This is a genomic window from Enterobacter cloacae complex sp. S2, assembly GCF_015159675.1.
Lineage (GTDB): Bacteria > Pseudomonadota > Gammaproteobacteria > Enterobacterales > Enterobacteriaceae > Enterobacter > Enterobacter intestinihominis.
Map to the genome: position 1 here is coordinate 29,082 of NZ_JADDTS010000051.1, position 24,289 is coordinate 53,370.

General features: G+C 53.9%; 20 protein-coding genes. 17 read left to right on the forward strand and 3 right to left on the reverse strand.

Going from position 1 to position 24,289, the window contains the following annotated elements; translation table 11 throughout:
- Window positions 1–44: 44 nt before the first annotated feature.
- From dapD to map, 3 genes are all read right to left on the reverse strand, one after another.
- Complete coding sequence (gene dapD, locus IPZ49_RS20340; protein WP_003856214.1) at window positions 45–869, reverse strand: 2,3,4,5-tetrahydropyridine-2,6-dicarboxylate N-succinyltransferase; 825 nt, start codon at window positions 867–869, stop codon at window positions 45–47.
- A gap of 32 nt (window positions 870–901) precedes the next feature.
- Entirely contained in the window at window positions 902–3,577 is a 2,676-nt protein-coding gene (gene glnD / locus IPZ49_RS20345) for a bifunctional uridylyltransferase/uridylyl-removing protein GlnD (RefSeq protein WP_032676702.1), read from the reverse strand.
- A 62-nt stretch (window positions 3,578–3,639) separates the two neighbouring features.
- Window positions 3,640–4,434 (reverse strand): type I methionyl aminopeptidase, encoded by a 795-nt coding sequence (gene map / locus IPZ49_RS20350; protein WP_022647104.1) that lies wholly within the window; start codon window positions 4,432–4,434, stop codon window positions 3,640–3,642.
- 321 nt (window positions 4,435–4,755) lie between these two features.
- On the opposite strand from map, the gene rpsB reads away from it, so the two are divergent.
- The 17 genes from rpsB (at window position 4,756) to accA (ending at window position 24,202) form a co-directional block, all read left to right on the forward strand.
- Window positions 4,756–5,481 (forward strand): 30S ribosomal protein S2, encoded by a 726-nt coding sequence (gene rpsB / locus IPZ49_RS20355; RefSeq protein WP_022647105.1) that lies wholly within the window; start codon window positions 4,756–4,758, stop codon window positions 5,479–5,481.
- A 117-nt stretch (window positions 5,482–5,598) separates the two neighbouring features.
- A complete protein-coding gene (gene tsf / locus IPZ49_RS20360; protein WP_015572722.1) occupies window positions 5,599–6,450 on the forward strand; it encodes a translation elongation factor Ts in 852 nt (283 codons plus the stop codon).
- 149 nt (window positions 6,451–6,599) lie between these two features.
- Complete coding sequence (gene pyrH, locus IPZ49_RS20365) at window positions 6,600–7,325, forward strand: UMP kinase (protein ID WP_008501910.1); 726 nt, start codon at window positions 6,600–6,602, stop codon at window positions 7,323–7,325.
- A 167-nt stretch (window positions 7,326–7,492) separates the two neighbouring features.
- Window positions 7,493–8,050, forward strand: a complete 558-nt coding sequence (gene frr / locus IPZ49_RS20370; protein ID WP_003856180.1) for a ribosome recycling factor — start codon at window positions 7,493–7,495, stop codon at window positions 8,048–8,050.
- 92 nt (window positions 8,051–8,142) lie between these two features.
- The gene (ispC, locus tag IPZ49_RS20375; protein WP_063146442.1) at window positions 8,143–9,342 is read left to right on the forward strand and encodes a 1-deoxy-D-xylulose-5-phosphate reductoisomerase; all 1,200 of its coding nucleotides are present in this window, start codon (window positions 8,143–8,145) and stop codon (window positions 9,340–9,342) included.
- Window positions 9,343–9,527: 185 nt separating this feature from the next.
- Window positions 9,528–10,286 carry a (2E,6E)-farnesyl-diphosphate-specific ditrans,polycis-undecaprenyl-diphosphate synthase gene (ispU, locus tag IPZ49_RS20380; protein ID WP_003856176.1) on the forward strand — a complete coding sequence of 253 codons (759 nt, stop codon included), beginning with the start codon at window positions 9,528–9,530 and terminating at the stop codon, window positions 10,284–10,286.
- 12 nt (window positions 10,287–10,298) lie between these two features.
- Complete coding sequence (gene cdsA, locus IPZ49_RS20385) at window positions 10,299–11,156, forward strand: phosphatidate cytidylyltransferase (RefSeq protein WP_003856175.1); 858 nt, start codon at window positions 10,299–10,301, stop codon at window positions 11,154–11,156.
- Between the two features lie 11 nt (window positions 11,157–11,167).
- Window positions 11,168–12,520: a sigma E protease regulator RseP gene (rseP, locus tag IPZ49_RS20390; RefSeq protein ID WP_022647108.1), complete on the forward strand. Its 1,353-nt coding sequence runs from the start codon at window positions 11,168–11,170 to the stop codon at window positions 12,518–12,520.
- 31 nt (window positions 12,521–12,551) lie between these two features.
- On the forward strand, window positions 12,552–14,969 hold the full coding sequence (gene bamA, locus IPZ49_RS20395) for an outer membrane protein assembly factor BamA (RefSeq protein ID WP_022647109.1): 2,418 nt from the start codon (window positions 12,552–12,554) through the stop codon (window positions 14,967–14,969).
- Window positions 14,970–15,092: 123 nt separating this feature from the next.
- Entirely contained in the window at window positions 15,093–15,587 is a 495-nt protein-coding gene (gene skp / locus IPZ49_RS20400; protein WP_006810039.1) for a molecular chaperone Skp, read from the forward strand.
- Window positions 15,588–15,590: 3 nt separating this feature from the next.
- Entirely contained in the window at window positions 15,591–16,616 is a 1,026-nt protein-coding gene (gene lpxD / locus IPZ49_RS20405) for a UDP-3-O-(3-hydroxymyristoyl)glucosamine N-acyltransferase (RefSeq protein WP_038415377.1), read from the forward strand.
- A 104-nt stretch (window positions 16,617–16,720) separates the two neighbouring features.
- Window positions 16,721–17,176: a 3-hydroxyacyl-ACP dehydratase FabZ gene (gene fabZ, locus IPZ49_RS20410; protein ID WP_003856165.1), complete on the forward strand. Its 456-nt coding sequence runs from the start codon at window positions 16,721–16,723 to the stop codon at window positions 17,174–17,176.
- A 3-nt stretch (window positions 17,177–17,179) separates the two neighbouring features.
- Window positions 17,180–17,968 carry an acyl-ACP--UDP-N-acetylglucosamine O-acyltransferase gene (gene lpxA / locus IPZ49_RS20415; protein WP_003856164.1) on the forward strand — a complete coding sequence of 263 codons (789 nt, stop codon included), beginning with the start codon at window positions 17,180–17,182 and terminating at the stop codon, window positions 17,966–17,968.
- Window positions 17,968–19,116: a lipid-A-disaccharide synthase gene (lpxB, locus tag IPZ49_RS20420; protein ID WP_023305467.1), complete on the forward strand. Its 1,149-nt coding sequence runs from the start codon at window positions 17,968–17,970 to the stop codon at window positions 19,114–19,116. Before lpxA ends, lpxB begins: the two co-directional genes overlap by 1 nt.
- A complete protein-coding gene (rnhB, locus tag IPZ49_RS20425) occupies window positions 19,113–19,709 on the forward strand; it encodes a ribonuclease HII (protein WP_022647112.1) in 597 nt (198 codons plus the stop codon). Before lpxB ends, rnhB begins: the two co-directional genes overlap by 4 nt.
- A 38-nt stretch (window positions 19,710–19,747) precedes the next feature.
- On the forward strand, window positions 19,748–23,230 hold the full coding sequence (gene dnaE, locus IPZ49_RS20430) for a DNA polymerase III subunit alpha (protein ID WP_063146443.1): 3,483 nt from the start codon (window positions 19,748–19,750) through the stop codon (window positions 23,228–23,230).
- A 12-nt stretch (window positions 23,231–23,242) separates the two neighbouring features.
- The gene (accA, locus tag IPZ49_RS20435) at window positions 23,243–24,202 is read left to right on the forward strand and encodes an acetyl-CoA carboxylase carboxyl transferase subunit alpha (RefSeq protein ID WP_003856154.1); all 960 of its coding nucleotides are present in this window, start codon (window positions 23,243–23,245) and stop codon (window positions 24,200–24,202) included.
- Window positions 24,203–24,289 lie beyond the last annotated feature (87 nt).

The window sequence follows — 24,289 nt, forward strand, 5'->3', positions numbered from 1 at the left end:
GATATAAAAAAAGCGGGGTTGCCCCCGCTTTTTGTTATACCCGATTAATCGATGGTGCGCAGCAGTTCATTGATGCCCACTTTACCGCGCGTTTTCGCATCCACTTTTTTCACGATGACCGCGCAGTACAGGCTGTATTTGCCATCTTTAGACGGCAGGTTGCCGGAAACCACAACGGAACCGGCTGGAACGCGGCCGTAGTGAATTTCACCGGTTTCGCGATCGTAAATACGGGTGCTCTGGCCAATGTACACGCCCATGGAGATCACAGAACCTTCTTCGACGATCACGCCTTCAACCACTTCGGAACGTGCGCCGATGAAGCAGTTGTCTTCGATGATGGTTGGGTTAGCCTGAAGTGGCTCCAGAACGCCACCAATGCCGACGCCGCCGGACAGGTGAACATTTTTACCGATCTGCGCGCAGGAGCCGACGGTAGCCCAGGTGTCCACCATGGTGCCTTCGTCAACGTAGGCGCCGATGTTCACGTAGGATGGCATCAGCACGGTGTTGCGTGCGATGAATGCCCCCTGACGAACGGCTGCCGGTGGTACTACGCGGAAGCCCTCTTTCTGGAAGCGCGCTTCGTCGTAATCCGCAAATTTCATTGGCACTTTATCGAAGTAGCGGCTTTCTGCTCCGTCGATAACCTGGTTATCGTTGATACGGAAAGAGAGCAGCACAGCTTTCTTCAGCCATTGATGAGTAACCCACTGACCGTCGATTTTTTCTGCCACGCGCAGCGCGCCGGAATCCAGCAGGGAAATAACCTGGTTTACCGCTTCACGGGTCACGGTATCCACATTTGCCGGAGTGATGTCGGCGCGACGCTCAAAAGCGGACTCAATAACGTTCTGTAACTGCTGCATTGTTTACTCTTTCCATTTCACTAAAAAACACGTCACCCTTTATCGTTTGGATTGAGGGCTGCTGTCAACCGTTGTTGCACTTCAAGTTGCAGGTCATTATTAAGGGCACGCCGGTCGGCCGTCGCGATTATAAATAAATCTTCTACTCGTTCGCCAATGGTTGTAATTCGGGCGCCGTGAAGCGAAATTCCCAGATCGGCAAATACCTGGCCGACGCGGGCGAGCAGCCCTGGCTGGTCGAGCGCAATCAGCTCAAGGAACGATTTACGGTCGGTATGGGTCGGCAGGAAATTGACCTCGGTATCGACGGTAAAGTGGCGCAGTTTTGCTGGCTGACGTCGCGGCTGCGGAGGTTGCCAGCTGCGCTGCGTAATCGCCTGCTCGAGGCCAAAGCGTATCCCCTCATGCCTGTCCGACGACAGCGGGCTGCCATCCGGCTCCAGTACAATAAAGGTGTCCATCGCCATGCCGTCGCGGGTGGTAAAAATCTGCGCGTCGTGAACGCTCAGGTTACGCCTGTCCAGTTCGGCGCAGACCGCCGCAAACAAATAAGGCCGGTCCGGGCTCCAGATAAAGATCTCCGTTCCGCCACGCGTGGCCTGCGGGCTGAGCAGAATCATTGGTTTCGTCAGGTCGTGCTTCAGCAGATGCCGGGCGTGCCAGGCAAGCTGGTTTGGGCTGTGGCGCACAAAGTAGTTGGCGCGACAGCGAGCCCAAATCTGATGTAGTGCCTCTTCGTTAATGTTATCCATGCGCAACAGGGCAAGCGCCTGCAACTGGTGGTGGCGCACGCGCTCGCGCATATCCGGGGTGTTCTGCATCCCGCGACGCAGCTGTTTTTCGGTGGCGAAGTACAGTTCGCGCAGCAGGCTCTGCTTCCAGCTGTTCCACAGGGTTTCGTTGGTAGCGCAGATATCGGCTACCGTCAGGCAGACCAGGTAGCGCAGGCGGTTCTCCGTTTGCACTTCCTCGGCGAACTGTTTGATCACTTCCGGATCCTGAATATCACGACGCTGAGCGGTAACCGACATCAGCAGATGATGGCGAACCAGCCAGGCAATAAGCTGCGTCTCACGTGAGTTCAGGCCGTGCAGCTCGGCAAATTTCAGCACGTCCTGGGCACCGAGTACGGAGTGGTCGCCGCCGCGACCTTTGGCGATATCATGGAACAGGGCGGCGATCAGGATCAGTTCGGGGTGAGAGAGGCGCGGCCACAAATCAACGCACAGCGGATGGCGGGATCGCGTCTCTTCTCTGGCAAAACTTTCCAGCTTGAGCATGACGCGGATCGTGTGCTCATCCACCGTATAGGCGTGAAACAGGTCGAACTGCATCTGCCCGACAATATGCGACCACTGTGGCATATAGGCCCACAATACACTGTGTCGGTGCATCGGCAGCAGACCGCGGCTGACGGCGCCCGGATGACGAAGCATGCTCAGGAATAGCGAGCGCGCCTCCGGGATGTAACACAGCGGCTGCTTCAGATGACGCCGCGCATGGCGTAAATGGCGAAGGGTGGTGGAGTAGATCCCGGTGATCGTGCTGTTGCGCACCATGGTATAGAACATTCGCAGGATCGCTTCCGGTTCGCGGATGAACAGCGTTTCGTCGCGAAGATCGATCAGCGTGCCGCGCAGCTGAAATTCGTCATCAATCGGACGCGGTTTTTCGTCTGCCGTCAGCGCGAGGATCGCCTCATCGAACAGCTGTAACAGCATTTGGTTCAGCTCAGAGACGCGGCGAGTGACGCGGAAGAAATCCTTCATCATTTGCTCGACCGGCTCGTTGCCCTCGCCCTGGTAATTCAGGCGCTGCGCCACGCTAAGCTGCCGGTCAAACAGCAGGCGGTTATCGTAGCGGGTGACCTCCAGGTGCAGCGCAAAACGGATGCGCCAGAGCAGATGCAGGCACTCGTTGAGTTCGTTACGTTCGGCTTCGGTCAGAAAACCAAAACCGACCATTTCGTCCAGCGAGGTGGCCCCAAAATGGCGACGGGCGACCCATTGCAGCGTGTGGATATCGCGCAGGCCACCGGGGCTGCTTTTAATATCCGGTTCGAGATTATAGCTGGTGCCGTGATAGCGCTGGTGGCGCTGGTTTTGTTCTTCGACTTTCGCGGCGAAGAATTTTTCTGAAGGCCAGAAGCCGTCGCTAAAGATGTGCTTTTGCAGTTCGAGGAACAGCGCCACGTCGCCAATCAGCAGGCGGGTTTCAATTAAATTGGTGGCGACGGTCAGGTCAGATAACCCTTCCAGCAGACACTCTTCCAGCGTGCGCACGCTGTGACCCACTTCCAGCTTCACGTCCCAGAGCAGGGTCAACAGCTCACCGATTTTCTGCGCCCGATCGTCCGGCAGTTTTTTACGGCTTAAGATTAGCAGGTCGATATCAGAGAGCGGATGCAGTTCACCCCGGCCATATCCGCCGACAGCAACCAGCGCGACGTCGCTCACCTGCCCGAAACCGTAGTCGATCCACAGACGTTGCAGGAGCTGGTCGATAAATTCGGTGCGCGCTTCAATGAGCTGTTCGGCTGAGACGCCTGCATCAAATGCGCTACCCAGCCAGCGATGGAAAACCGCCATATGGGATTTGATATGTGCGCAGGTCAGCTCATGCGGTGGCCAGACGCCCGGGTTATCAGGCTGGTCGGGGAGGGTGGGAAGTGCTGTGTTAGCATACTGTTCGGGTAAGAGATTACTCATCGTGCGCCACCCATAAGAAAAAGCTATCGCCATTAAAAAAGCCGGCATTCGCCGGCTTCTTATCACTCAATGTTCGTCAGTATCGCCGGGATGGTGTCATCCTTGCGCAACGTCATAATTTCGCAGCCGTTGTCTGTAACCACAATAGTATGCTCGTACTGGGCAGACAAGCTTCTGTCTTTGGTTTTTACCGTCCAGCCATCTTTCATGGTACGGATGCGGTAATCGCCCGCGTTGACCATTGGCTCAATAGTGAAGGTCATGCCCTTTTGCAGCACTACGCCACCGTCGTCTGCATCATAGTGCAGAACTTGCGGTTCTTCATGGAACACACGACCAATACCGTGACCGCAATATTCACGCACCACGGAGAAACCTTCCGCTTCCACAAACTTCTGGATTGCGGCGCCGATGGTGCGCAGGCGGATGCCTGGCTTCACCATTTTCAGCGCCAGGTAGAGGCTGTCCTGGGTGACTTTACACAGGCGCTCGCCCAGAATCGTTGGCTTACCAACGATGAACATCTTAGAGGTGTCACCGTGGTAGTCGTCTTTAATGACGGTCACGTCGATGTTGACGATGTCGCCATCTTTCAGCAGCTTCTCGTCATCCGGAATGCCGTGGCAAACCACTTCATTAATAGAGATGCAGACGGATTTTGGAAAACCGTGATAGCCAAGGCAGGCGGAGACCGCGTGCTGCTCGTTGACGATATAGTCGTTACAGATGCGATCCAGTTCGCCAGTGCTGACGCCCGGTTTCACAAACGGTTCGATCATTTCCAGCACGTCAGCGGCCAGACGACCGGCGACGCGCATCTTTTCAATTTCTTCAGGTGTCTTAATAGAGATAGCCATGTAATCTGTCCATCGGTGTCGATTTTTTCGACAATACTAGTGTAAGTGTTGTCAATGGTATCAGTCAGGCGCACCCCGTGCCAAATTGAGAATCATTAACAGCACACTCCGCCAACAATTATTGGTTTCTGGCCGTGTTTTGTGATATAAAGCGCGCCGGACTTCCGATCCATCTCAGATACACAGGCTGGACGGGAGCGACAAATCTCACTTTGTGTAACAACACACACGTATCGGCACATATTCCGGGGTGCCCTTCGGGGTCGGTAATATGGGATACGTGGAGGCATAACCCCAACTTTCAATATAGAGGTTTTAAACATGGCAACTGTTTCCATGCGCGACATGCTCAAGGCTGGTGTTCACTTCGGTCACCAGACCCGTTACTGGAACCCGAAAATGAAGCCTTTCATCTTCGGCGCACGTAACAAAGTTCACATCATCAACCTTGAGAAGACTGTACCAATGTTCAACGAAGCCCTGGCTGAGCTGAGCAAGATCTCTTCCCGTAAAGGTAAGATTCTGTTCGTTGGTACTAAGCGCGCTGCAAGCGAAGCTGTGAAAGATGCTGCTAACAGCTGCGACCAGTTCTTCGTGAACCATCGCTGGTTGGGCGGCATGCTGACCAACTGGAAAACTGTTCGTCAGTCCATCAAGCGCCTGAAAGATCTGGAAACCCAGTCTCAGGACGGTACTTTCGATAAGCTGACTAAAAAAGAAGCGCTGATGCGCACTCGTGAACTGGACAAGCTGGAAAACAGCCTGGGCGGTATCAAAGATATGGGCGGCCTGCCAGACGCGCTGTTCGTAATCGATGCAGACCACGAGCACATCGCAATCAAAGAAGCTAACAACCTGGGTATCCCGGTATTCGCTATCGTTGATACCAACTCCGATCCGGACGGTGTTGACTTCGTTATCCCGGGTAACGACGACGCAATCCGTGCTGTTAGCCTGTACCTGAGCGCTGTAGCTGCTACCGTTCGTGAAGGCCGTTCCCAGGATCTGGCTTCTCAGGCGGAAGAAAGCTTCGTAGAAGCTGAATAATAAGGTTTTACCCCTTATTAGTACCGTGTATGAATAGGGGCCCATTATCGGCCCCTTTTTTCAATTTATACTGTTTGGCTCCCGGCCGGGCAGTTCACATCTCCCGAGGATTTAAGAATGGCTGAAATTACCGCATCCCTGGTAAAAGAGCTGCGTGAGCGTACTGGCGCAGGCATGATGGATTGCAAAAAAGCGCTGACCGAAGCGAACGGCGACATCGAGCTGGCAATCGAAAACATGCGTAAATCCGGTGCGATCAAAGCAGCTAAGAAAGCAGGCAACGTTGCTGCTGACGGCGTGATCATCACCAAAATCGACGGCAACTACGGCATCATTCTGGAAGTTAACTGCCAGACTGACTTCGTTGCTAAAGATGCTGGTTTCCAGGCATTTGCTAACAAAGTTCTGGACGCAGCGGTTGCAGGCAAAATCACTGACGTTGAAGTGCTGAAAGCACAGTTCGAAGAAGAGCGTGTTGCGCTGGTTGCTAAAATCGGTGAGAACATCAACATCCGTCGCGTTTCTTCCCTGGAAGGCGATGTTCTGGGCTCTTACCAGCACGGCGCGCGTATCGGTGTTCTGGTTGCGGCTAAAGGCGCTGACGAAGAGCTGGTTAAACAGCTGGCTATGCACATCGCTGCAAGCAAACCAGAATTCGTTAAGCCAGAAGACGTGTCTGCTGAAGTGGTAGAGAAAGAGTACCAGGTTCAGCTGGACATCGCGATGCAGTCTGGTAAGCCAAAAGAAATCGCAGAGAAAATGGTTGAAGGCCGCATGAAGAAATTCACCGGCGAAGTTTCTCTGACTGGCCAGCCTTTCGTAATGGATCCAAGCAAGTCTGTTGCTCAGCTGCTGAAAGAGCACAACGCTGACGTGACTGGCTTCATCCGCTTCGAAGTGGGCGAAGGCATCGAGAAAGTTGAGACTGACTTCGCAGCAGAAGTTGCTGCCATGTCCAAGCAGTCTTAATGATTGAAAAGGAGCCGCCTGAGGGCGGCTTCTTTTTGTCACCCGTCTCACGAAATCAGACAGGCTCCAGTATCGCTGTGCTGATTTGCGACATATCATGTCGCCAGAATTAACCCCATCTTAATCGTTGACAGTCTCAGGAAAGAAACATGGCTACCAATGCAAAACCCGTGTACAAACGCATTCTGCTTAAGCTGAGTGGCGAAGCGCTGCAAGGATCGGAAGGCTTCGGTATTGACGCAAGCATCCTTGATCGCATGGCACAGGAAATCAAAGAACTGGTCGAACTGGGTATTCAGGTTGGCGTGGTCATTGGCGGTGGCAACCTTTTCCGTGGTGCTGGTCTGGCGAAAGCGGGGATGAACCGCGTAGTGGGCGACCACATGGGGATGCTGGCAACCGTGATGAATGGCCTGGCGATGCGTGATGCGCTTCATCGCGCCTATGTGAACGCTCGCCTGATGTCCGCTATTCCTTTGAATGGCGTATGCGATAACTACAGCTGGGCAGAGGCTATCAGCCTGCTGCGCAACAACCGCGTGGTGATCCTCTCCGCCGGTACGGGTAACCCGTTCTTTACCACCGATTCCGCAGCCTGCCTGCGCGGTATCGAAATCGAAGCCGATGTGGTGCTGAAAGCGACCAAAGTAGATGGCGTGTTTACTGCCGACCCGGCAAAAGATCCTTCAGCGACCATGTACGATCAGCTGAGCTACAGCGAAGTGCTGGATAAAGAGCTGAAAGTGATGGATCTTGCCGCCTTCACGCTTGCTCGCGACCATAAACTGCCGATCCGTGTTTTCAACATGAACAAGCCTGGCGCGCTGCGTCGCGTCGTGATGGGCGAAAAAGAAGGCACTTTGATCACGGAATAATTTCCGTCGGCGATAAATACAGGTAAGATTCCGCTTTACTTTGTAGTGGTATCTTACCTGGACGCGCCTTTGGCGCTGTCATGAATTAAACGCGACTATACTTAGCACACCTGTAGCGCTGTGCTGGCGGATAGTCTGCCTGAGACAAGTTTTCAAGGATTCGTATCGTGATTAACGACATCAGAAAAGATGCTGAAGTACGCATGGACAAATGCGTAGAAGCGTTCAAAAACCAAATCAGCAAAATCCGTACTGGCCGTGCTTCCCCAAGCCTGCTGGATGGCATCATCGTAGAATACTACGGTACGCCTACGCCACTGCGTCAACTGGCGAGCGTGACGGTAGAAGATACCCGTACCCTGAAAATCAACGTGTTCGATCGCTCAATGAGCCCGGCCGTTGAAAAAGCGATCATGGCATCTGACCTGGGCCTGAACCCAAGCTCAGCGGGCGCGGATATTCGTGTTCCACTGCCTCCGCTGACGGAAGAGCGTCGTAAAGACCTGATCAAAGTCGTACGTGGTGAAGCAGAGCAGGGTCGCGTTTCCGTGCGTAACGTGCGTCGCGATGCGAACGATAAAGTGAAAGCCCTGCTGAAAGAAAAAGAGATCAGCGAAGACGACGATCGTCGTTCTCAGGACGACATTCAGAAAATGACCGACGCGGCGATCAAGAAAATTGATGCGGCGCTGGCAGAAAAAGAAGCGGAACTGATGCAGTTCTGATTTTCGCTATACACTGATAAACGCCGTTCAGAAGGACATTGAGTCTTGCTGGCGGCGTTTTGCTTTTATCTGGTCTAACTTTTGGGCATCTCATGAAGCATCTCACTCTCCTCGGCTCGACCGGCTCTATCGGTTGCAGCACTCTCGACGTCGTACGTCATAATCCCGACAGCTACACCGTGACCGCACTTGTGGCCGGAAAAAACGTGCAGCGAATGGTCGAACAGTGCATGGAGTTTACCCCTCGTTTTGCGGTGATGGATGATGAAGAGAGCGCCCGCCAGGTGAAAACGCTGTTGCAGGGGAAGGGCTGTCGTACCGAAGTGCTCAGCGGGCAACAGGCGGCTTGCGATATGGCCTCGCTTGATGAAGTTGATCAGGTAATGGCGGCAATCGTCGGGGCGGCGGGTCTTCTGCCGACGCTTGCCGCTATTGATGCGGGAAAAGATGTTCTGCTTGCAAATAAAGAGTCGCTGGTCACCTGCGGACGCCTTTTTATGGAGGCGGTAAAACAGCGTGGGGCGCGTCTTTTGCCGGTCGATAGCGAGCACAACGCGATTTTTCAGAGTTTACCCCAACCTTTTCAACAAAACCTGGGGTACGCTGACCTGGAGCAGAATGGCGTTGTGTCGATTCTGCTTACCGGGTCTGGTGGCCCGTTCCGTGAAACGCCACTGTCTGAATTGAGCGCAATGACGCCGGATCAGGCGTGTCGTCATCCGAATTGGTCAATGGGGCGTAAGATCTCCGTCGATTCGGCCACCATGATGAATAAAGGTCTGGAATACATTGAAGCTCGCTGGCTGTTCAATGCGTCGGCGAAACAGATGGAAGTGCTGATCCACCCGCAGTCGGTGATTCACTCTATGGTGCGCTATCAGGACGGCAGCGTGCTGGCCCAGTTGGGCGAGCCGGATATGCGTACGCCTATTGCTCATACGATGGCGTGGCCAAACCGCGTAAAATCGGGCGTTAAGCCTCTCGATTTTTGCAAGCTGAGTTCACTGACGTTTAGCGAGCCTGATTACGACCGTTATCCCTGCCTGAAACTGGCGATGACGGCCTTCGATCAGGGGCAGGCGGCGACAACGGCGCTTAATGCAGCCAATGAAGTGACCGTTGAAGCATTCCTGAATCAGCAGATCCGCTTTACTGATATCGCCGCGTTGAATTTATCCGTGCTGGAGATGATGGATTTGCGTGAGCCGCAGAGTGTGGAAGAGGTGCTGGCCGTGGATGAACAGGCACGTATTGTTGCGCGTAAACAGGTGACACGTCTCGCAAGCTGGTGATAAAGCAAGCACTAGTCGTCGTGCTATTTGTTAGCGTTGGGCTTCAGTGATATAGTCTGCGCCACCTGATCGCAGGTATTTGGCTTTAAGTGGTCAGGTAAGCCGTGGTATGACACGGCTTTTTTATGTATAGGCTTCAGTATTCCTGTGTACCGTTAAATCCTTTCAGGGACTAAAAACGCGTTATGTTGTCTGCGAATCAACCAATAAGCGAAAACTTGCCAGCACATGGCTGTCGCCATGTTGCAATCATCATGGATGGCAATGGCCGCTGGGCGAAAAGACAAGGGAAGATACGAGCCTTTGGGCATAAAGCCGGGGCGAAATCTGTTCGCCGCGCCGTTTCTTTTGCCGCCAATAACGGCATTGATGCGTTAACGCTCTATGCTTTTAGCAGTGAAAACTGGAATCGACCTGCGCAAGAAGTGACTGCGTTGATGGAACTGTTCGTGTGGGCGCTCGATAGTGAAGTAAAAAGCCTGCACCGCCACAACGTCCGCTTGCGTATTATTGGCGAAACCAGTCGTTTTAACTCACGTTTGCAGGAACGGATTCGCAAAGCTGAAGCGCTGACGGAAAATAATACCGGCCTGACGCTCAATATCGCGGCGAATTACGGTGGACGCTGGGATATTATCCAGGGGGTTCGGCATTTGGCTGAGCAGGTTCAGGAAGGGCTGTTAAGACCCGACCAGATTGATGAAGAGGCGCTGAGTCAGCAAATCTGCATGAATGAACTGGCTCCCGTGGATTTGGTTATAAGGACAGGGGGGGAGCATCGCATAAGTAACTTTTTGCTGTGGCAAATTGCCTACGCTGAACTTTACTTTACGGATGTTCTTTGGCCAGATTTTGATGAACAAGACTTTGAAGGTGCGCTGCATGCCTTTGCCAATCGAGAGCGTCGTTTCGGCGGCACCGAGCCTGGTGGCGATAACGCCTGATGGGGGTAGCTTTTGCTGAAGTATCGCCTGATTTCCGCTTTTGTATTAATACCCGTCGTTATCGCAGCGCTGTTTTTACTGCCTCCGGTGGGATTCGCTATTGTTACGCTGGTGGTGTGTATGCTCGCCGCGTGGGAATGGGGGCAGCTTAGCGGCTTTACCTCGCGCACTCAGCGGGTATGGCTGGCGGTACTCTGTGGTTTTTTACTGGCCCTGATGCTGTATACCTTGCCTGAATATCATCACGATGTTCACCAGCCGCTGGTTGCCGGATCCTTATGGATATCGCTGGCCTGGTGGATTGCTGCGCTTGTTTTAGTGCTTTTCTACCCGGGCTCTGCGGCGATCTGGCGTAACTCTAAAGTGTTGCGCCTTATTTTTGGTCTGCTCACGATTGTTCCGTTCTTCTGGGGTATGGTTGCGCTGCGCGCCTGGCACTATGACGAAAACCACTACAGCGGCGCAATATGGCTGCTTTATGTGATGATTCTCGTCTGGGGGGCTGACTCCGGAGCCTATATGTTTGGTAAACTGTTTGGCAAACATAAACTGGCGCCAAAGGTTTCTCCGGGCAAAACCTGGCAAGGCTTCATCGGCGGCCTGTTTACGGCAGCGATTATCTCCTGGGGCTATGGCGTCTGGGCGAATCTTGAGGTTGCCCCCTCCACGCTGCTGGTATGTTCGATTTTCGCGGCGCTGGCATCGGTACTGGGTGATTTAACCGAGAGCATGTTTAAGCGTGAAGCAGGGATTAAGGACAGTGGTCACCTGATTCCAGGACATGGCGGAATACTGGATCGCATTGACAGCCTTACCGCGGCTGTTCCCGTATTTGCTTGCCTGCTTTTACTGGTGTTTGGGACGATATAACGGAAGGTTTTATGCTGAGCATTCTCTGGAATCTGGCGGCGTTCATTGTTGCATTGGGTGTACTGATTACCGTGCATGAATTTGGCCATTTCTGGGTTGCCCGGCGCTGTGGTGTGCGGGTAGAGCGATTCTCGATTGGCTTTGGCAAATCGCTCTGGAAGCGCACCGATAAGCATGGCACCGAGTTTGTCATTGCTCTGATCCCCCTGGGCGGCTATGTCAAAATGCTCGACGAACGCGTTGAGCCTGTCGCCCCGGAACTTCGACATAGCGCGTTCAACAATAAAACTGTTGGCCAACGTGCTGCCATCATCGCTGCCGGACCGGTAGCCAATTTCATCTTCGCTATCTTCGCCTACTGGCTGGTGTTTATTATCGGCGTGCCTGGCGTACGCCCGGTTGTGGGTGAAATCACCACGGGTTCCATTGCGGCAACGGCGCAAATTACACCGGGAATGGAACTTAAAGCGATTGATGGTATCGAAACCCCTGATTGGGATGCCGTGAGGTTACAACTGGTTGCGAAAATCGGTGATGAGCAGACAACCGTCAGCGTATCGCCTTTTGGTTCCGACCAGCGGCAGGAAAAAGTGCTGGATTTACGCCACTGGCGCTTTGAGCCAGACAAAGAGGATCCAGTCGCTACACTGGGGATTCGCCCGCGCAGCGCGCAGATCGAGCCGGTGTTAGCCGAAGTACAGTCTAATTCGGCAGCGAGTAAAGCAGGTTTACAAGCGGGTGACAGGATCGTTAAAGTCGATGGTCAGCCATTAACACAATGGATGACCTTTGTTACTCTGGTGCGCGATAATCCAGGCAAGCCGCTCGCGCTGGAAGTGGAAAGGCAGGGGAGTTCGCTCTCACTGACCCTCACCCCGGATACTAAATCGGGCGGCGGTAAGGCGGAAGGGTTTGCCGGCGTTGTGCCGAAAGTGATCCCACTGCCAGATGAGTACAAGACAATACGCCAGTATGGGCCGTTTAGCGCCATCGTTGAGGCCACGGATAAAACATGGCAGCTGATGAAGCTTACGGTCAACATGTTGGGGAAATTGATAACCGGTGATGTGAAACTGAACAACCTCAGTGGGCCAATTTCGATTGCTCAGGGGGCTGGGATGTCAGCGGAGTTCGGGGTGATTTACTATCTCATGTTCCTTGCGCTGATTAGCGTGAACCTGGGGATAATCAACCTGTTCCCGCTTCCCGTATTAGATGGGGGCCATCTGCTGTTTTTAGCGATTGAAAAGCTAAAAGGCGGACCGGTATCCGAGCGAGTTCAAGACTTTAGTTATCGCATTGGCTCGATTTTGCTGGTGCTGTTAATGGGGCTTGCACTTTTCAATGATTTCTCTCGGTTGTAAGAGAGTTAGTTAGGAAGAACGCATAATAACGATGGCGATGAAAAAGTTGCTCATAGCGTCGCTGCTGTTTAGCAGCGCGACCGTATACGGTGCTGACGGGTTCGTAGTGAAAGATATTCATTTCGAAGGCCTTCAGCGTGTCGCCGTTGGTGCGGCCCTCCTCAGTATGCCTGTGCGCCCCGGCGATACGGTTAATGATGAAGATATCAGTAACACCATCCGTGCTCTGTTTGCCACTGGCAACTTTGAGGACGTCCGCGTCCTGCGCGATGGTGATACGCTGGTGGTTCAGGTAAAAGAACGTCCAACGATTGCCAGCATCACTTTCTCCGGCAACAAGTCGGTGAAAGATGACATGCTCAAGCAGAACCTTGAGGCATCGGGTGTTCGTGTGGGGGAATCTCTGGACCGCACAACCCTTGCAGACATTGAAAAAGGTCTGGAAGATTTCTATTACAGCGTCGGTAAATACAGCGCGAGCGTTAAAGCGGTTGTTACACCGCTGCCACGTAACCGTGTTGACCTGAAACTGGTCTTCCAGGAAGGTGTTTCTGCGAAGATCCAGCAGATCAACATCGTGGGTAACCACGCGTTCAGCACCGACGAATTGATCTCCAACTTCCAACTGCGTGACGAAGTGCCGTGGTGGAACGTGGTAGGCGATCGTAAATACCAGAAACAGAAACTGGCGGGTGACCTTGAAACCCTGCGCAGCTACTATCTGGATCGCGGTTACGCCCGTTTCAACATCGATTCAACTCAGGTGAGTCTGACTCCGGACAAGAAAGGTATCTACATTACCGTTAACATCACAGAAGGCGATAAATACACGCTTTCAGGTGTTGAAGTCAGCGGCAACCTGGCAGGACATTCTGCTGAAATTGAATCTCTGACCAAAATTCAGCCGGGCGATCTGTATAGCGGATCTAAAGTCACCAAAATGGAAGACAGCATTAAGAAGCTGCTCGGCCGTTATGGTTATGCGTATCCGCGTGTGCAAACGCAGCCGGAAATTAACGACGCGGATAAGACTGTTAAGCTTCACGTTAACGTTGATGCGGGCAACCGTTTCTACGTGCGTAAAATCCGCTTCGAAGGTAACGATACCTCTAAAGACTCCGTTCTGCGCCGTGAAATGCGCCAGATGGAAGGGGCATGGCTGGGAAGCGATCTGGTCGACCAGGGTAAAGAGCGTCTGAACCGTCTGGGCTACTTCGAAACGGTCGATACCGATACTCAGCGTGTACCAGGTCGTCCGGATCAGGTGGATGTTGTTTATAAAGTTAAAGAACGTAATACCGGTAGTTTCAACTTCGGTATTGGTTACGGTACTGAAAGTGGCGTGAGCTTCCAGGTCGGCGTTCAGCAGGATAACTGGCTGGGTACGGGTTACTCTGTCGGTATCAACGGGACGAAAAACGACTACCAGACCTACTCTGAGTTCTCCGTTACCAACCCATACTTCACCGTGGACGGTGTAAGCCTGGGTGGTCGTATCTTCTATAACGACTTTAAAGCGGACGACGCGGACCTCTCCTCGTATACCAACAAGAGTTACGGTCTGGATGGTACGCTCGGCTTCCCGGTTAACGAATACAACACCCTGCGTGCAGGTTTAGGGTACGTGCATAACGACCTGTCTAACATGCAACCGCAGGTGGCGATGTGGCGTTACCTGGACTCCATCGGTCAGTCTGCAAGTACGTCCAGCGATGACAACGGTTTCGCCGCGGATGACTTCACCTTCAACTACGGTTGGACCTACAACCGTCTTGACCGTGGCTACTTCCCGACGGAAGGTTCACGCGTTAACCTGAACGGTAAGGTGACGATCCCGGGCTCGGATAACGAGTTCTACAAGGTCACTCTGGATACGGCGTCCTACTTCCCAATTGATGACGACCACAAGTGGGTCGTACTGGGTCGTACCCGCTGGGGCTATGGTGACGGTATCGGAAGCAAAGAGCTGCCGTTCTATGAGAACTTCTACGCCGGTGGTTCAAGCACCGTTCGTGGCTTCCAGTCCAATAACATTGGTCCGAAAGCGGTTTACTACGGCGGTAATGACGAAGATAACTGCGCAAGCCGCGATTCAAAACAAGTCTGTAGCTCTGATGATGCGGTAGGCGGTAACGCCATGGCCGTGGCGAGCCTCGAGTTCATCACGCCGACGCCGTTTATCAGTGATAAGTACGCGAACTCTGTCCGTACCTCCTTCTTTATGGATGCAGGTACGGTGTGGGATACCAACTGGGAGAATACCGCCCAGATGCGTGCAGCGGGCGTTCCGGACTACAGCGATCCGGGCAACATTCGCATGTCCGCAGGTATCGCATTACAATGGATGTCACCGCTGGGGCCGTTGGTCTTCTCCTACGCCCAGCCGTTCAAGAAATACGATGGAGACAAAGCGGAGCAGTTCCAGTTTAACATTGGTAAAACCTGGTAATAATCCGCTGCAATGGAATGCGTTGGCAGTGTAGCGCTGACAACCGGCGATCGGTAAAACGGTCGCCTTGCCACGCAAAGAACGGCACCCCTCGGGTGCCAATGGGATGGTAAGGAGTTAATTGTGAAAAAGTGGTTATTAGCTGCAGGTCTCGGTTTAGCGATGGCAACTTCTGCTCAGGCAGCGGACAAAATTGCAATCGTCAACATGGGTAATTTGTTCCAGCAGGTTGCACAGAAAACGGGCGTTTCTGCAACGCTGGAAAACGAATTCAAAGGCCGTGCGAGCGAACTGCAACGTATGGAAGGTGATCTTCAGTCCAAGATGCAGCGTTTACAGCGTGATGGTTCTACCATGAAAGCGAGCGAGCGCAGCAAACTGGAAAAAGACGTCATGTCTCAGCGCCAGACCTTCTCTCAGAAAGCGCAGGCTTTCGAGCAGGATCGTCAGCGTCGTTCTAACGAAGAGCGTGGCAAGCTGGTGACGCGTATTCAGTCTGCCGTTAAAGCAGTAGCAGCCGATCAGAGCATCGATCTGGTTGTTGATGCGAACGCCGTTGCATTCAACAGCAGCGATGTTAAAGACATCACCGCTGATGTTCTGAAACAGGTTAAATAAGTAATGCCTTCAATTCGACTGGCTGATTTAGCTCAGCAGTTGGATGCAGAATTACACGGTGATGGCGATATCGTCATCACCGCTGTTGCGTCCATGCAATCTGCTAAAGCAGGCACTATTACCTTCATGGTAAGCCCTAAGTACCGTGAACACCTGGCTCAGTGCCAGGCGTCTGCCGTTGTTCTGACGCAGGACGATCTTCCGTTTGCCACTAACGCTGCACTGGTAGTGAAAAATCCCTACCTGACCTATGCACGCATGGCCCAAATTCTTGATACCACGCCGCAGCCGGCGCAGAACATTGCAGCCAGCGCTGCGATTGATTCAACGGCTCAGCTGGGTAACAACGTGGCAGTCGGCGCAAACGCCGTTATCGAATCCGGCGTTGTGCTGGGTGATAACGTGGTGATTGGGCCAGGCTGCTTTGTTGGAAAAAATACGAAAATTGGCGCAGGGACTCGTCTGTGGGCCAATGTTTCTGTCTACCATGAGGTTGAGATTGGCGAGAATTGCCTCGTACAGTCCAGCACGGTGATTGGTTCTGACGGATTCGGTTACGCCAACGATCGGGGTAACTGGGTTAAGATCCCGCAGCTGGGTCGCGTGATTATCGGCGATCGCGTTGAGATCGGCGCTTGCACAACCATTGACCGTGGTGCACTTGACGACACCATTATTGGTAACGGTGTTATCATAGACAACCAGTGCCAGATTGCACATAACGTTGTGATTGGCGACAATACCGCAGTTGCGGGTGGTGTTATCATGGCAGGCAGCCTGAAAATAGGCCGTTACTGCATGATAGGCGGTGCCAGCGTGATCAATGGCCATATGGAAATATGCGACAAAGTCACGGTGACGGGGATGGGTATGGTGATGCGTCCCATCACTGAGCCCGGCGTTTATTCCTCCGGTATCCCGCTGCAACCGAACAAGGTATGGCGTAAAACAGCTGCACTGGTGATGAATATTGATGATATGAGCAAGCGACTCAAAGCGATTGAGCGCAAAATCGATCAACAAGACTAAGCGTTCATCCGTTTAACGCTAAATTTCCCGGCCTGTCGGCTTTGTTTATAAACCGGCAGGCCGTGTTATTATTGCTACTTAGTACATTTGACAGGAAGAGTATTTTGACTACTGACACTCATACTCTGCATATTGAAGAGATTTTAGAACTTCTGCCGCACCGCTACCCGTTTTTACTGGTAGACCGTGTGCTGGATTTTGAAGAAGGTCGTTTTCTGCGCGCAGTGAAAAATGTCTCCGTTAACGAGCCATTCTTCCAGGGGCACTTCCCTGGTAAACCTATCTTCCCGGGTGTGTTGATCCTGGAAGCGATGGCACAGGCTACCGGTATTCTGGCGTTTAAAAGCGTAGGTAAACTGGAGCCGGGTGAACTCTATTACTTCGCGGGTATCGATGAGGCGCGCTTCAAGCGTCCGGTCGTGCCTGGTGATCAAATGATCATGGAAGTCACTTTTGAAAAAACGCGTCGCGGCCTGACTCGCTTCAAAGGCGTAGCTATGGTTGACGGCAAAGTTGTTTGCGAAGCGACAATGATGTGTGCGCGTAGCCGGGAGGCCTGATACGTGATTGATAAATCCGCCTTTATTCATCCTACCGCCATTGTGGAAACGGGTGCCATCATTGGCGCAAACGTCCACATTGGCCCGTTTTGTATTGTTGGACCCCATGTCGAAATTGGTGAGGGTACAGTACTGAAATCTCACGTTGTCGTGAATGGTCATACCACCATTGGCTGCAACAATGAGATCTATCAGTTCGCCTCCATCGGCGAAGTTAACCAGGATCTTAAGTATGCTGGCGAACCGACCCGCGTGGAAATCGGCGATCGTAACCGCATTCGCGAAAGCGTCACCATTCATCGTGGTACAACGCAAGGCGGTGGATTGACGAAGGTGGGCAGCGACAACCTGTTTATGGTTAATGCGCATATTGCGCACGACTGTACCGTGGGTAGCCGCTGTATTCTCGCCAACAACGCAACGCTGGCGGGGCACGTATCGGTCGATGATTTCGCAATTATTGGCGGCATGACCGCAGTCCATCAGTTCTGCATCATCGGTGCACACGTGATGGTCGGCGGGTGCTCCGGTGTGGCGCAGGACGTCCCACCGTTTGTGATTGCGCAGGGCAACCATGCCACGCCGTTTGGCGTGAACATTGAAGGCCTTAAGCGTCGTGGCTTTAGCCGCGAAGCGATTACCGCGATCCGCAACGCGTACAAATTGCTGTACCGTAGCGGTAAAACGCTGGAAGAGGCGAAGCCGGAAATTGCCGAGCTGGCGAATAAGCACCCTGAAGTGAAAACGTTCATGGAATTCTTTGAACGTTCAACCCGTGGTCTGATTCGTTAATGGTCGACAGTCGTCCGCTTACTATCGCCCTGGTCGCCGGAGAAACCTCCGGCGATATTCTTGGTGCAGGTCTTATCCGCGCGCTTAAAGCCCGTGTACCCAATGCCCGCTTTGTGGGCGTGGCTGGGCCGCTGATGCAGGCCGAAGGCTGTGAAGCCTGGTATGAAATGGAAGAGCTGGCTGTGATGGGCATCGTCGAGGTGCTGGGCCGCCTGCGTCGCCTGCTGCATATTCGCGCCGATCTTACCCGCCGCTTTACCGACCTCAAGCCCGATGTCTTTGTCGGCATTGATGCACCTGATTTCAATATTACCCTTGAAGGGAACCTGAAAAAGCAGGGGATCAAAACTATCCATTACGTCAGCCCGTCCGTGTGGGCGTGGCGACAGAAACGCGTTTTCAAAATCGGACGGTCCACCAATCTGGTGCTGGCTTTTCTGCCTTTCGAAAAAGCGTTTTACGACAGGTTTAATGTCCCGTGCCGTTTTATCGGTCATACCATGGCGGATGCCATGCCGCTGGACCCTGATAAAAATGCGGCGCGTGACGAACTGGGCATCCCGCATGATGTGCACTGTCTGGCGCTGCTGCCAGGGAGCCGGGGTGCGGAAGTTGAAATGCTAAGTGCCGATTTCCTGAAAACGGCGCAAATTCTCCGCAAGACGTACCCAGACCTTGAAGTGGTCGTGCCGCTGGTGAATGCCAAACGCCGCGAGCAGTTTGAGCGTATCAAAGCCGAGGTTGCCCCGGATCTTCACGTCCGCCTGCTGGACGGGAAAGGGCGGCAAGCTATGTTTGCGAGCGATGCCGCACTGCTGGCTTCCGGCACGGCTGCGCTGGAGTGTATGCTGGCAAAATGCCCAATGGTGGTCGGTTATCGCATGAAACCGTTTACCTTCTGGCTGGCAAAACGTCTGGTAAAAACAGACTACGTATCCCTGCCAAACCTGCTTGCAGGTCGCGAGCTGGTGAAAGAACTCTTGCAGGATGAATGCCAGCCGCAGGCACTGGCTGATGCATTACTGCCGCTGCTGGCCAACGGTAAAACCAGCCACCAGATGCATGATACTTTCCGTGAACTGCATCAACTGATCCGCTGTAATGCTGATGAGCAGGCGGCCGATGCGGTGCTGGAGTTAGCACAATGATGGAATTTATTTATCCCCATACCCACCTCGTTGCCGGTGTGGATGAAGTCGGTCGTGGTCCGTTAGTGGGTGCCGTTGTGACCGCGGCGGTGATCCTCGATCCAGCCCGCCCGATCCCTGGCCTGAACGACTCGAAAAAACTGAGCGAAAAGCGCCGCCTGGCGCTGTTCGATGAAATTAAAGAGAAGGCGCTGGCCTGGAGTCTCGGGCGCGCAGAGCCGGATGAGATCGACGATCTGAACATTCTGCACGCCACCATGCTGGCGATGCAGCGTGCCGTTGCGGGCCTGAAGATTGTGCCTGAGTATGTGCTGATCGACGGTAACCGTTGCCCGGCGCTGCCGATGCCTTCAATGGCTGTTGTTAAAGGCGATAGCCGCGTCGCAGAAATCAGTGCGGCGTCAATCATTGCCAAAGTGACGCGCGATGCCGAAATGGCCGCGCTGGACCTCACTTATCCCGCGTATGGTTTCGCCCAGCACAAGGGATATCCAACGGCTTTCCATCTGGAAAAGCTGGCTGAACATGGCGCAACTGAACATCATCGGCGCAGCTTTGGCCCGGTGAAACGCGCGCTGGGACTGGTGTCCTGAATCAAGACGCAAGCAATTAAGTAACGCGGGATCTGAAGATGGCTGAACCACGTTTCGTACACCTGCGGGTGCATAGCGACTACTCCATGATCGATGGGCTGGCAAAGACCGGGCCGCTGGTAAAGAAGGCGGCCTCGCTTGGCATGCCTGCGCTGGCGATCACCGATTTTACCAACCTGTGTGGCCTGGTGAAGTTCTACGGAACGGCGCATGGCGCAGGATTAAAGCCCATCGTCGGCGCGGATTTCCACGTGCAGAGCGACCTGCTCGGCGATGAGATGACGCAAATTTCCGTGTTAGCCATGAATAACACGGGCTATCAGAACCTCACTCTGCTCATCTCAAAAGCCTACCAGCGCGGCTACGGCGCGCTGGGTCCATGGATTGACCGCGACTGGCTGGCGGAGCTGAACGAAGGTCTGCTGCTGATCTCCGGTGGCCGTATGGGGGATGTCGGCAAATGTCTGCTGCGCGGGAACAACGTGCTGGTGGATCAGTGCGTCTCGTTCTACGAAGAGTATTTCCCGGATCGCTATTACCTGGAGCTAATCCGTACCGGGCGTGCGGATGAAGAGAGCTATCTGCATGCGGCCGTCGCCCTGGCGGAAGCGCGTGGCCTGCCTGTGGTAGCCACCAACGATGTGCGCTTCCTTGAGCCGGGCGATTTTGACGCACATGAAATTCGCGTCGCTATCCACGACGGCTTCACCCTCGACGATCCGAAACGTCCTCGCAACTACTCATCGCAGCAGTACATGCGCAGCGAAGAGGAAATGTGTGAGCTCTTCTCCGACATCCCGGAAGCGCTGGAAAACAGCGTAGAGATTGCCAAGCGCTGCAACGTCACCGTGCGTCTCGGCGAATATTTCCTGCCGCAGTTCCCGACGGGCGACATGACCACGGAAGATTTCCTGGTCATGAAATCGAAAGAGGGCCTTGAAGAGCGTCTGGAATTCCTCTTCCCGGATGAAGCGGTCCGTAAAGAGAAGCGTCCTGAATATGACGAGCGTCTGGATATTGAACTCCAGGTGATCAACCAGATGGGGTTCCCTGGCTACTTCCTGATCGTAATGGAGTTCATCCAGTGGTCGAAGGATAACGGCGTACCGGTTGGCCCGGGCCGTGGTTCAGGTGCCGGCTCGCTGGTGGCGTATGCGCTGAAAATCACCGACCTCGATCCGCTGGAATTCGACCTGCTGTTCGAACGTTTCCTTAACCCGGAACGTGTCTCCATGCCCGACTTCGACGTCGACTTCTGCATGGAAAAACGCGACCAGGTGATTGAGCACGTGGCCGATATGTACGGTCGTGATGCGGTTTCACAGATCATTACCTTCGGTACGATGGCGGCGAAAGCGGTTATCCGCGATGTGGGCCGCGTTCTGGGCCACCCCTACGGTTTTGTCGATCGAATCTCTAAGCTGGTGCCGCCCGATCCGGGCATGACCCTGGCGAAAGCCTTTGAAGCTGAACCTCAGCTGCCGGAAATCTACGAAGCCGACGAAGAGGTGAAAGCGCTGATCGACATGGCGCGCAAGCTGGAGGGCGTCACGCGTAACGCCGGTAAGCATGCGGGGGGCGTGGTTATCGCCCCGACCAAAATCACTGACTTCGCGCCGCTGTACTGCGATGAAGCGGGCCAGCATCCGGTCACCCAGTTCGACAAGAACGACGTTGAATACGCCGGGCTGGTGAAGTTCGACTTCCTTGGTTTGCGTACGCTGACCATCATCAACTGGGCGCTGGAGATGATCAACGCCCGCCGTGAGAAGAACGGCGAGCCGCCGCTGGATATCGCGGCTATCCCGCTTGATGACAAGAAAAGTTTCGACATGCTGCAACGCTCCGAGACGACAGCCGTCTTCCAGCTTGAATCCCGCGGCATGAAAGATTTGATTAAGCGTCTGCAACCAGACTGCTTCGAAGATATGATCGCGCTGGTGGCTCTGTTCCGTCCGGGCCCGTTGCAGTCGGGGATGGTAGATAACTTTATCGACCGTAAGCACGGGCGCGAAGAGATTTCCTATCCGGATGTGCAGTGGCAGCATGAAAGCCTGAAGCCGGTACTGGAGCCAACCTACGGCATCATCCTGTATCAGGAACAGGTCATGCAGATCGCCCAGGTGCTTTCTGGTTACACCCTTGGCGGCGCAGATATGTTGCGTCGTGCGATGGGTAAGAAAAAGCCGGAAGAGATGGCCAAGCAGCGTTCTATCTTTGAAGATGGGGCGAAGAAAAACGGCGTCGATGGCGAACTGGCGATGAAAATCTTCGACCTGGTGGAGAAATTCGCCGGGTACGGATTTAACAAATCCCACTCCGCCGCTTATGCTTTGGTGTCGTATCAAACGCTGTGGCTCAAGGCCCACTATCCCGCTGAGTTTATGGCGGCGGTAATGACCGCCGATATGGACAACACCGAAAAGGTGGTTGGCCTGGTGGACGAGTGCTGGCGCATGGGGCTGAAGATCCTGCCGCCGGATATTAACTCTGGCCTGTACCATTTCCACGTCAACGATGACGGGGAAATCGTCTATGGGATCGGCGCGATCAAGGGCGTGGGTGAGGGGCCGATCGAGGCGATCATCGAAGCGCGTAACAACGGCGGCTATTTCCGCGAGCTGTTCGACCTGTGCGCCCGCACCGATACCAAAAAGCTGAACCGCCGCGTGCTGGAAAAACTGATCATGTCCGGTGCGTTTGACCGGCTGGGGCCACACCGCGCCGCGCTGATGAACTCGCTCGGCGATGCGCTGAAAGCGGCCGATCAGCATGCTAAAGCGGAAGCCATTGGCCAGGCGGATATGTTCGGCGTGCTGGCGGAAGAGCCAGAGCAGATCGAGCAGTCGTATTCCAACTGCCAGCCCTGGCCAGAACAGGTGGTGCTGGATGGGGAGCGTGAGACGTTAGGCCTGTACCTGACGGGACACCCGATCAACCAGTATCTGAAAGAAATTGAGCGCTATGTCGGCGGCCACAGGCTTAAAGACATGCATCCGACAGAACGTGGTAAAATCACCACGGCTGCGGGGCTCGTGATTGCTGCAAGGGTAATGGTCACCAAGCGCGGCAATCGTATCGGCATCTGTACCCTGGATGACCGTTCCGGGCGTCTGGAGGTGATGTTGTTCACCGACGCGCTGGATAAATACCAGCAATTGCTGGAAAAAGACCGCATACTTATCGTCAGCGGACAGGTCAGCTTTGATGACTTCAGCGGGGGGCTTAAAATGACCGCCCGCGAAGTGATGGACATTGACGAAGCCCGGGAAAAATATGCTCGCGGGCTTGCTATCTCGCTGACGGACAGGCAAATTGATGACCAGCTTTTAAACCGACTCCGTCAGTCTCTGGAACCCCACCGCTCGGGGACCATTCCAGTACATCTCTACTATCAGAGGGCGGATGCACGTGCGCGGTTGCGCTTTGGTGCAACGTGGCGTGTCTCTCCGTGCGATCGTTTACTGAACGATCTCCGTGGCCTCATTGGTTCGGAGCAGGTGGAACTGGAGTTTGACTAATACAGGAATACTATGAGTCTGAATTTCCTTGATTTCGAACAGCCGATTGCAGAGCTGGAAGCGAAAATCGATTCTCTGACAGCCGTAAGCCGTCAGGATGAAAAACTGGATATTAACATCGACGAAGAAGTGCATCGTCTGCGTGAAAAAAGCGTAGAACTGACGCGCAAAATCTTTGCCGATCTCGGCGCATGGCAGATCGCCCAGCTGGCGCGTCATCCACAGCGTCCGTACACCCTGGATTATGTCCGCCTGGCGTTTGACGAATTTGACGAACTGGCAGGCGACCGCGCATACGCTGACGATAAAGCTATCGTCGGCGGTATCGCGCGTCTTGATGGACGTCCGGTGATGATCATTGGTCACCAGAAAGGCCGTGAAACCAAAGAGAAGATCCGTCGTAACTTCGGTATGCCAGCACCAGAAGGCTACCGTAAGGCCCTGCGTCTGATGGAGATGGCTGAGCGTTTCAATATGCCAATCATCACCTTCATCGACACACCGGGTGCTTACCCGGGTGTTGGCGCAGAAGAGCGCGGTCAGTCTGAAGCCATCGCACGCAACCTGCGTGAGATGTCTCGCCTGAAAGTGCCGGTCATCTGTACCGTTATCGGTGAAGGTGGTTCCGGCGGTGCGCTGGCAATTGGCGTGGGCGATAAAGTGAATATGCTGCAGTACAGCACCTATTCCGTTATCTCTCCGGAAGGCTGTGCCTCCATTCTGTGGAAAAGTGCCGATAAAGCGCCGCTGGCTGCGGAAGCGATGGGCATCATTGCCCCACGTCTGAAAGAGCTGAAGCTGATCGACACCGTTATCCCTGAACCGCTGGGTGGCGCGCACCGTAAGCCGGAAGTGATGGCTGCTTCCCTGAAAGCGCAGCTGCTGGCAGATCTGGCGGATCTGGACGTGCTGAGCACAGAAGATCTGCTCAACCGTCGTTATCAGCGTCTGATGACCTACGGTTACGCGTAAGCCTCACAATTATCCTAAAAGCCGCACATTGTTGCGGCTTTTTTTATACCTGCCGTTTACCTTAACTATGCTTATCTGATGTTTTTC

What these genes read in the sequence shown, in the direction of transcription:
- dapD (WP_003856214.1), bottom strand. Translation starts at nt 869, where the DNA reads ATGCAGCAGTTACAGAACGTTATTGAGTCCGCTTTTGAGCGTCGCGCC.
- glnD (WP_032676702.1), bottom strand. Translation starts at nt 3,577, where the DNA reads ATGAGTAATCTCTTACCCGAACAGTATGCTAACACAGCACTTCCCACC.
- map (WP_022647104.1), bottom strand. Translation starts at nt 4,434, where the DNA reads ATGGCTATCTCTATTAAGACACCTGAAGAAATTGAAAAGATGCGCGTC.
- rpsB (WP_022647105.1), top strand. Translation starts at nt 4,756, where the DNA reads ATGGCAACTGTTTCCATGCGCGACATGCTCAAGGCTGGTGTTCACTTC.
- tsf (WP_015572722.1), top strand. Translation starts at nt 5,599, where the DNA reads ATGGCTGAAATTACCGCATCCCTGGTAAAAGAGCTGCGTGAGCGTACT.
- pyrH (WP_008501910.1), top strand. Translation starts at nt 6,600, where the DNA reads ATGGCTACCAATGCAAAACCCGTGTACAAACGCATTCTGCTTAAGCTG.
- ispC (WP_063146442.1), top strand. Translation starts at nt 8,143, where the DNA reads ATGAAGCATCTCACTCTCCTCGGCTCGACCGGCTCTATCGGTTGCAGC.
- ispU (WP_003856176.1), top strand. Translation starts at nt 9,528, where the DNA reads ATGTTGTCTGCGAATCAACCAATAAGCGAAAACTTGCCAGCACATGGC.
- rseP (WP_022647108.1), top strand. Translation starts at nt 11,168, where the DNA reads ATGCTGAGCATTCTCTGGAATCTGGCGGCGTTCATTGTTGCATTGGGT.
- bamA (WP_022647109.1), top strand. Translation starts at nt 12,552, where the DNA reads ATGGCGATGAAAAAGTTGCTCATAGCGTCGCTGCTGTTTAGCAGCGCG.
- lpxD (WP_038415377.1), top strand. Translation starts at nt 15,591, where the DNA reads ATGCCTTCAATTCGACTGGCTGATTTAGCTCAGCAGTTGGATGCAGAA.
- lpxB (WP_023305467.1), top strand. Translation starts at nt 17,968, where the DNA reads ATGGTCGACAGTCGTCCGCTTACTATCGCCCTGGTCGCCGGAGAAACC.
- rnhB (WP_022647112.1), top strand. Translation starts at nt 19,113, where the DNA reads ATGATGGAATTTATTTATCCCCATACCCACCTCGTTGCCGGTGTGGAT.
- dnaE (WP_063146443.1), top strand. Translation starts at nt 19,748, where the DNA reads ATGGCTGAACCACGTTTCGTACACCTGCGGGTGCATAGCGACTACTCC.
- accA (WP_003856154.1), top strand. Translation starts at nt 23,243, where the DNA reads ATGAGTCTGAATTTCCTTGATTTCGAACAGCCGATTGCAGAGCTGGAA.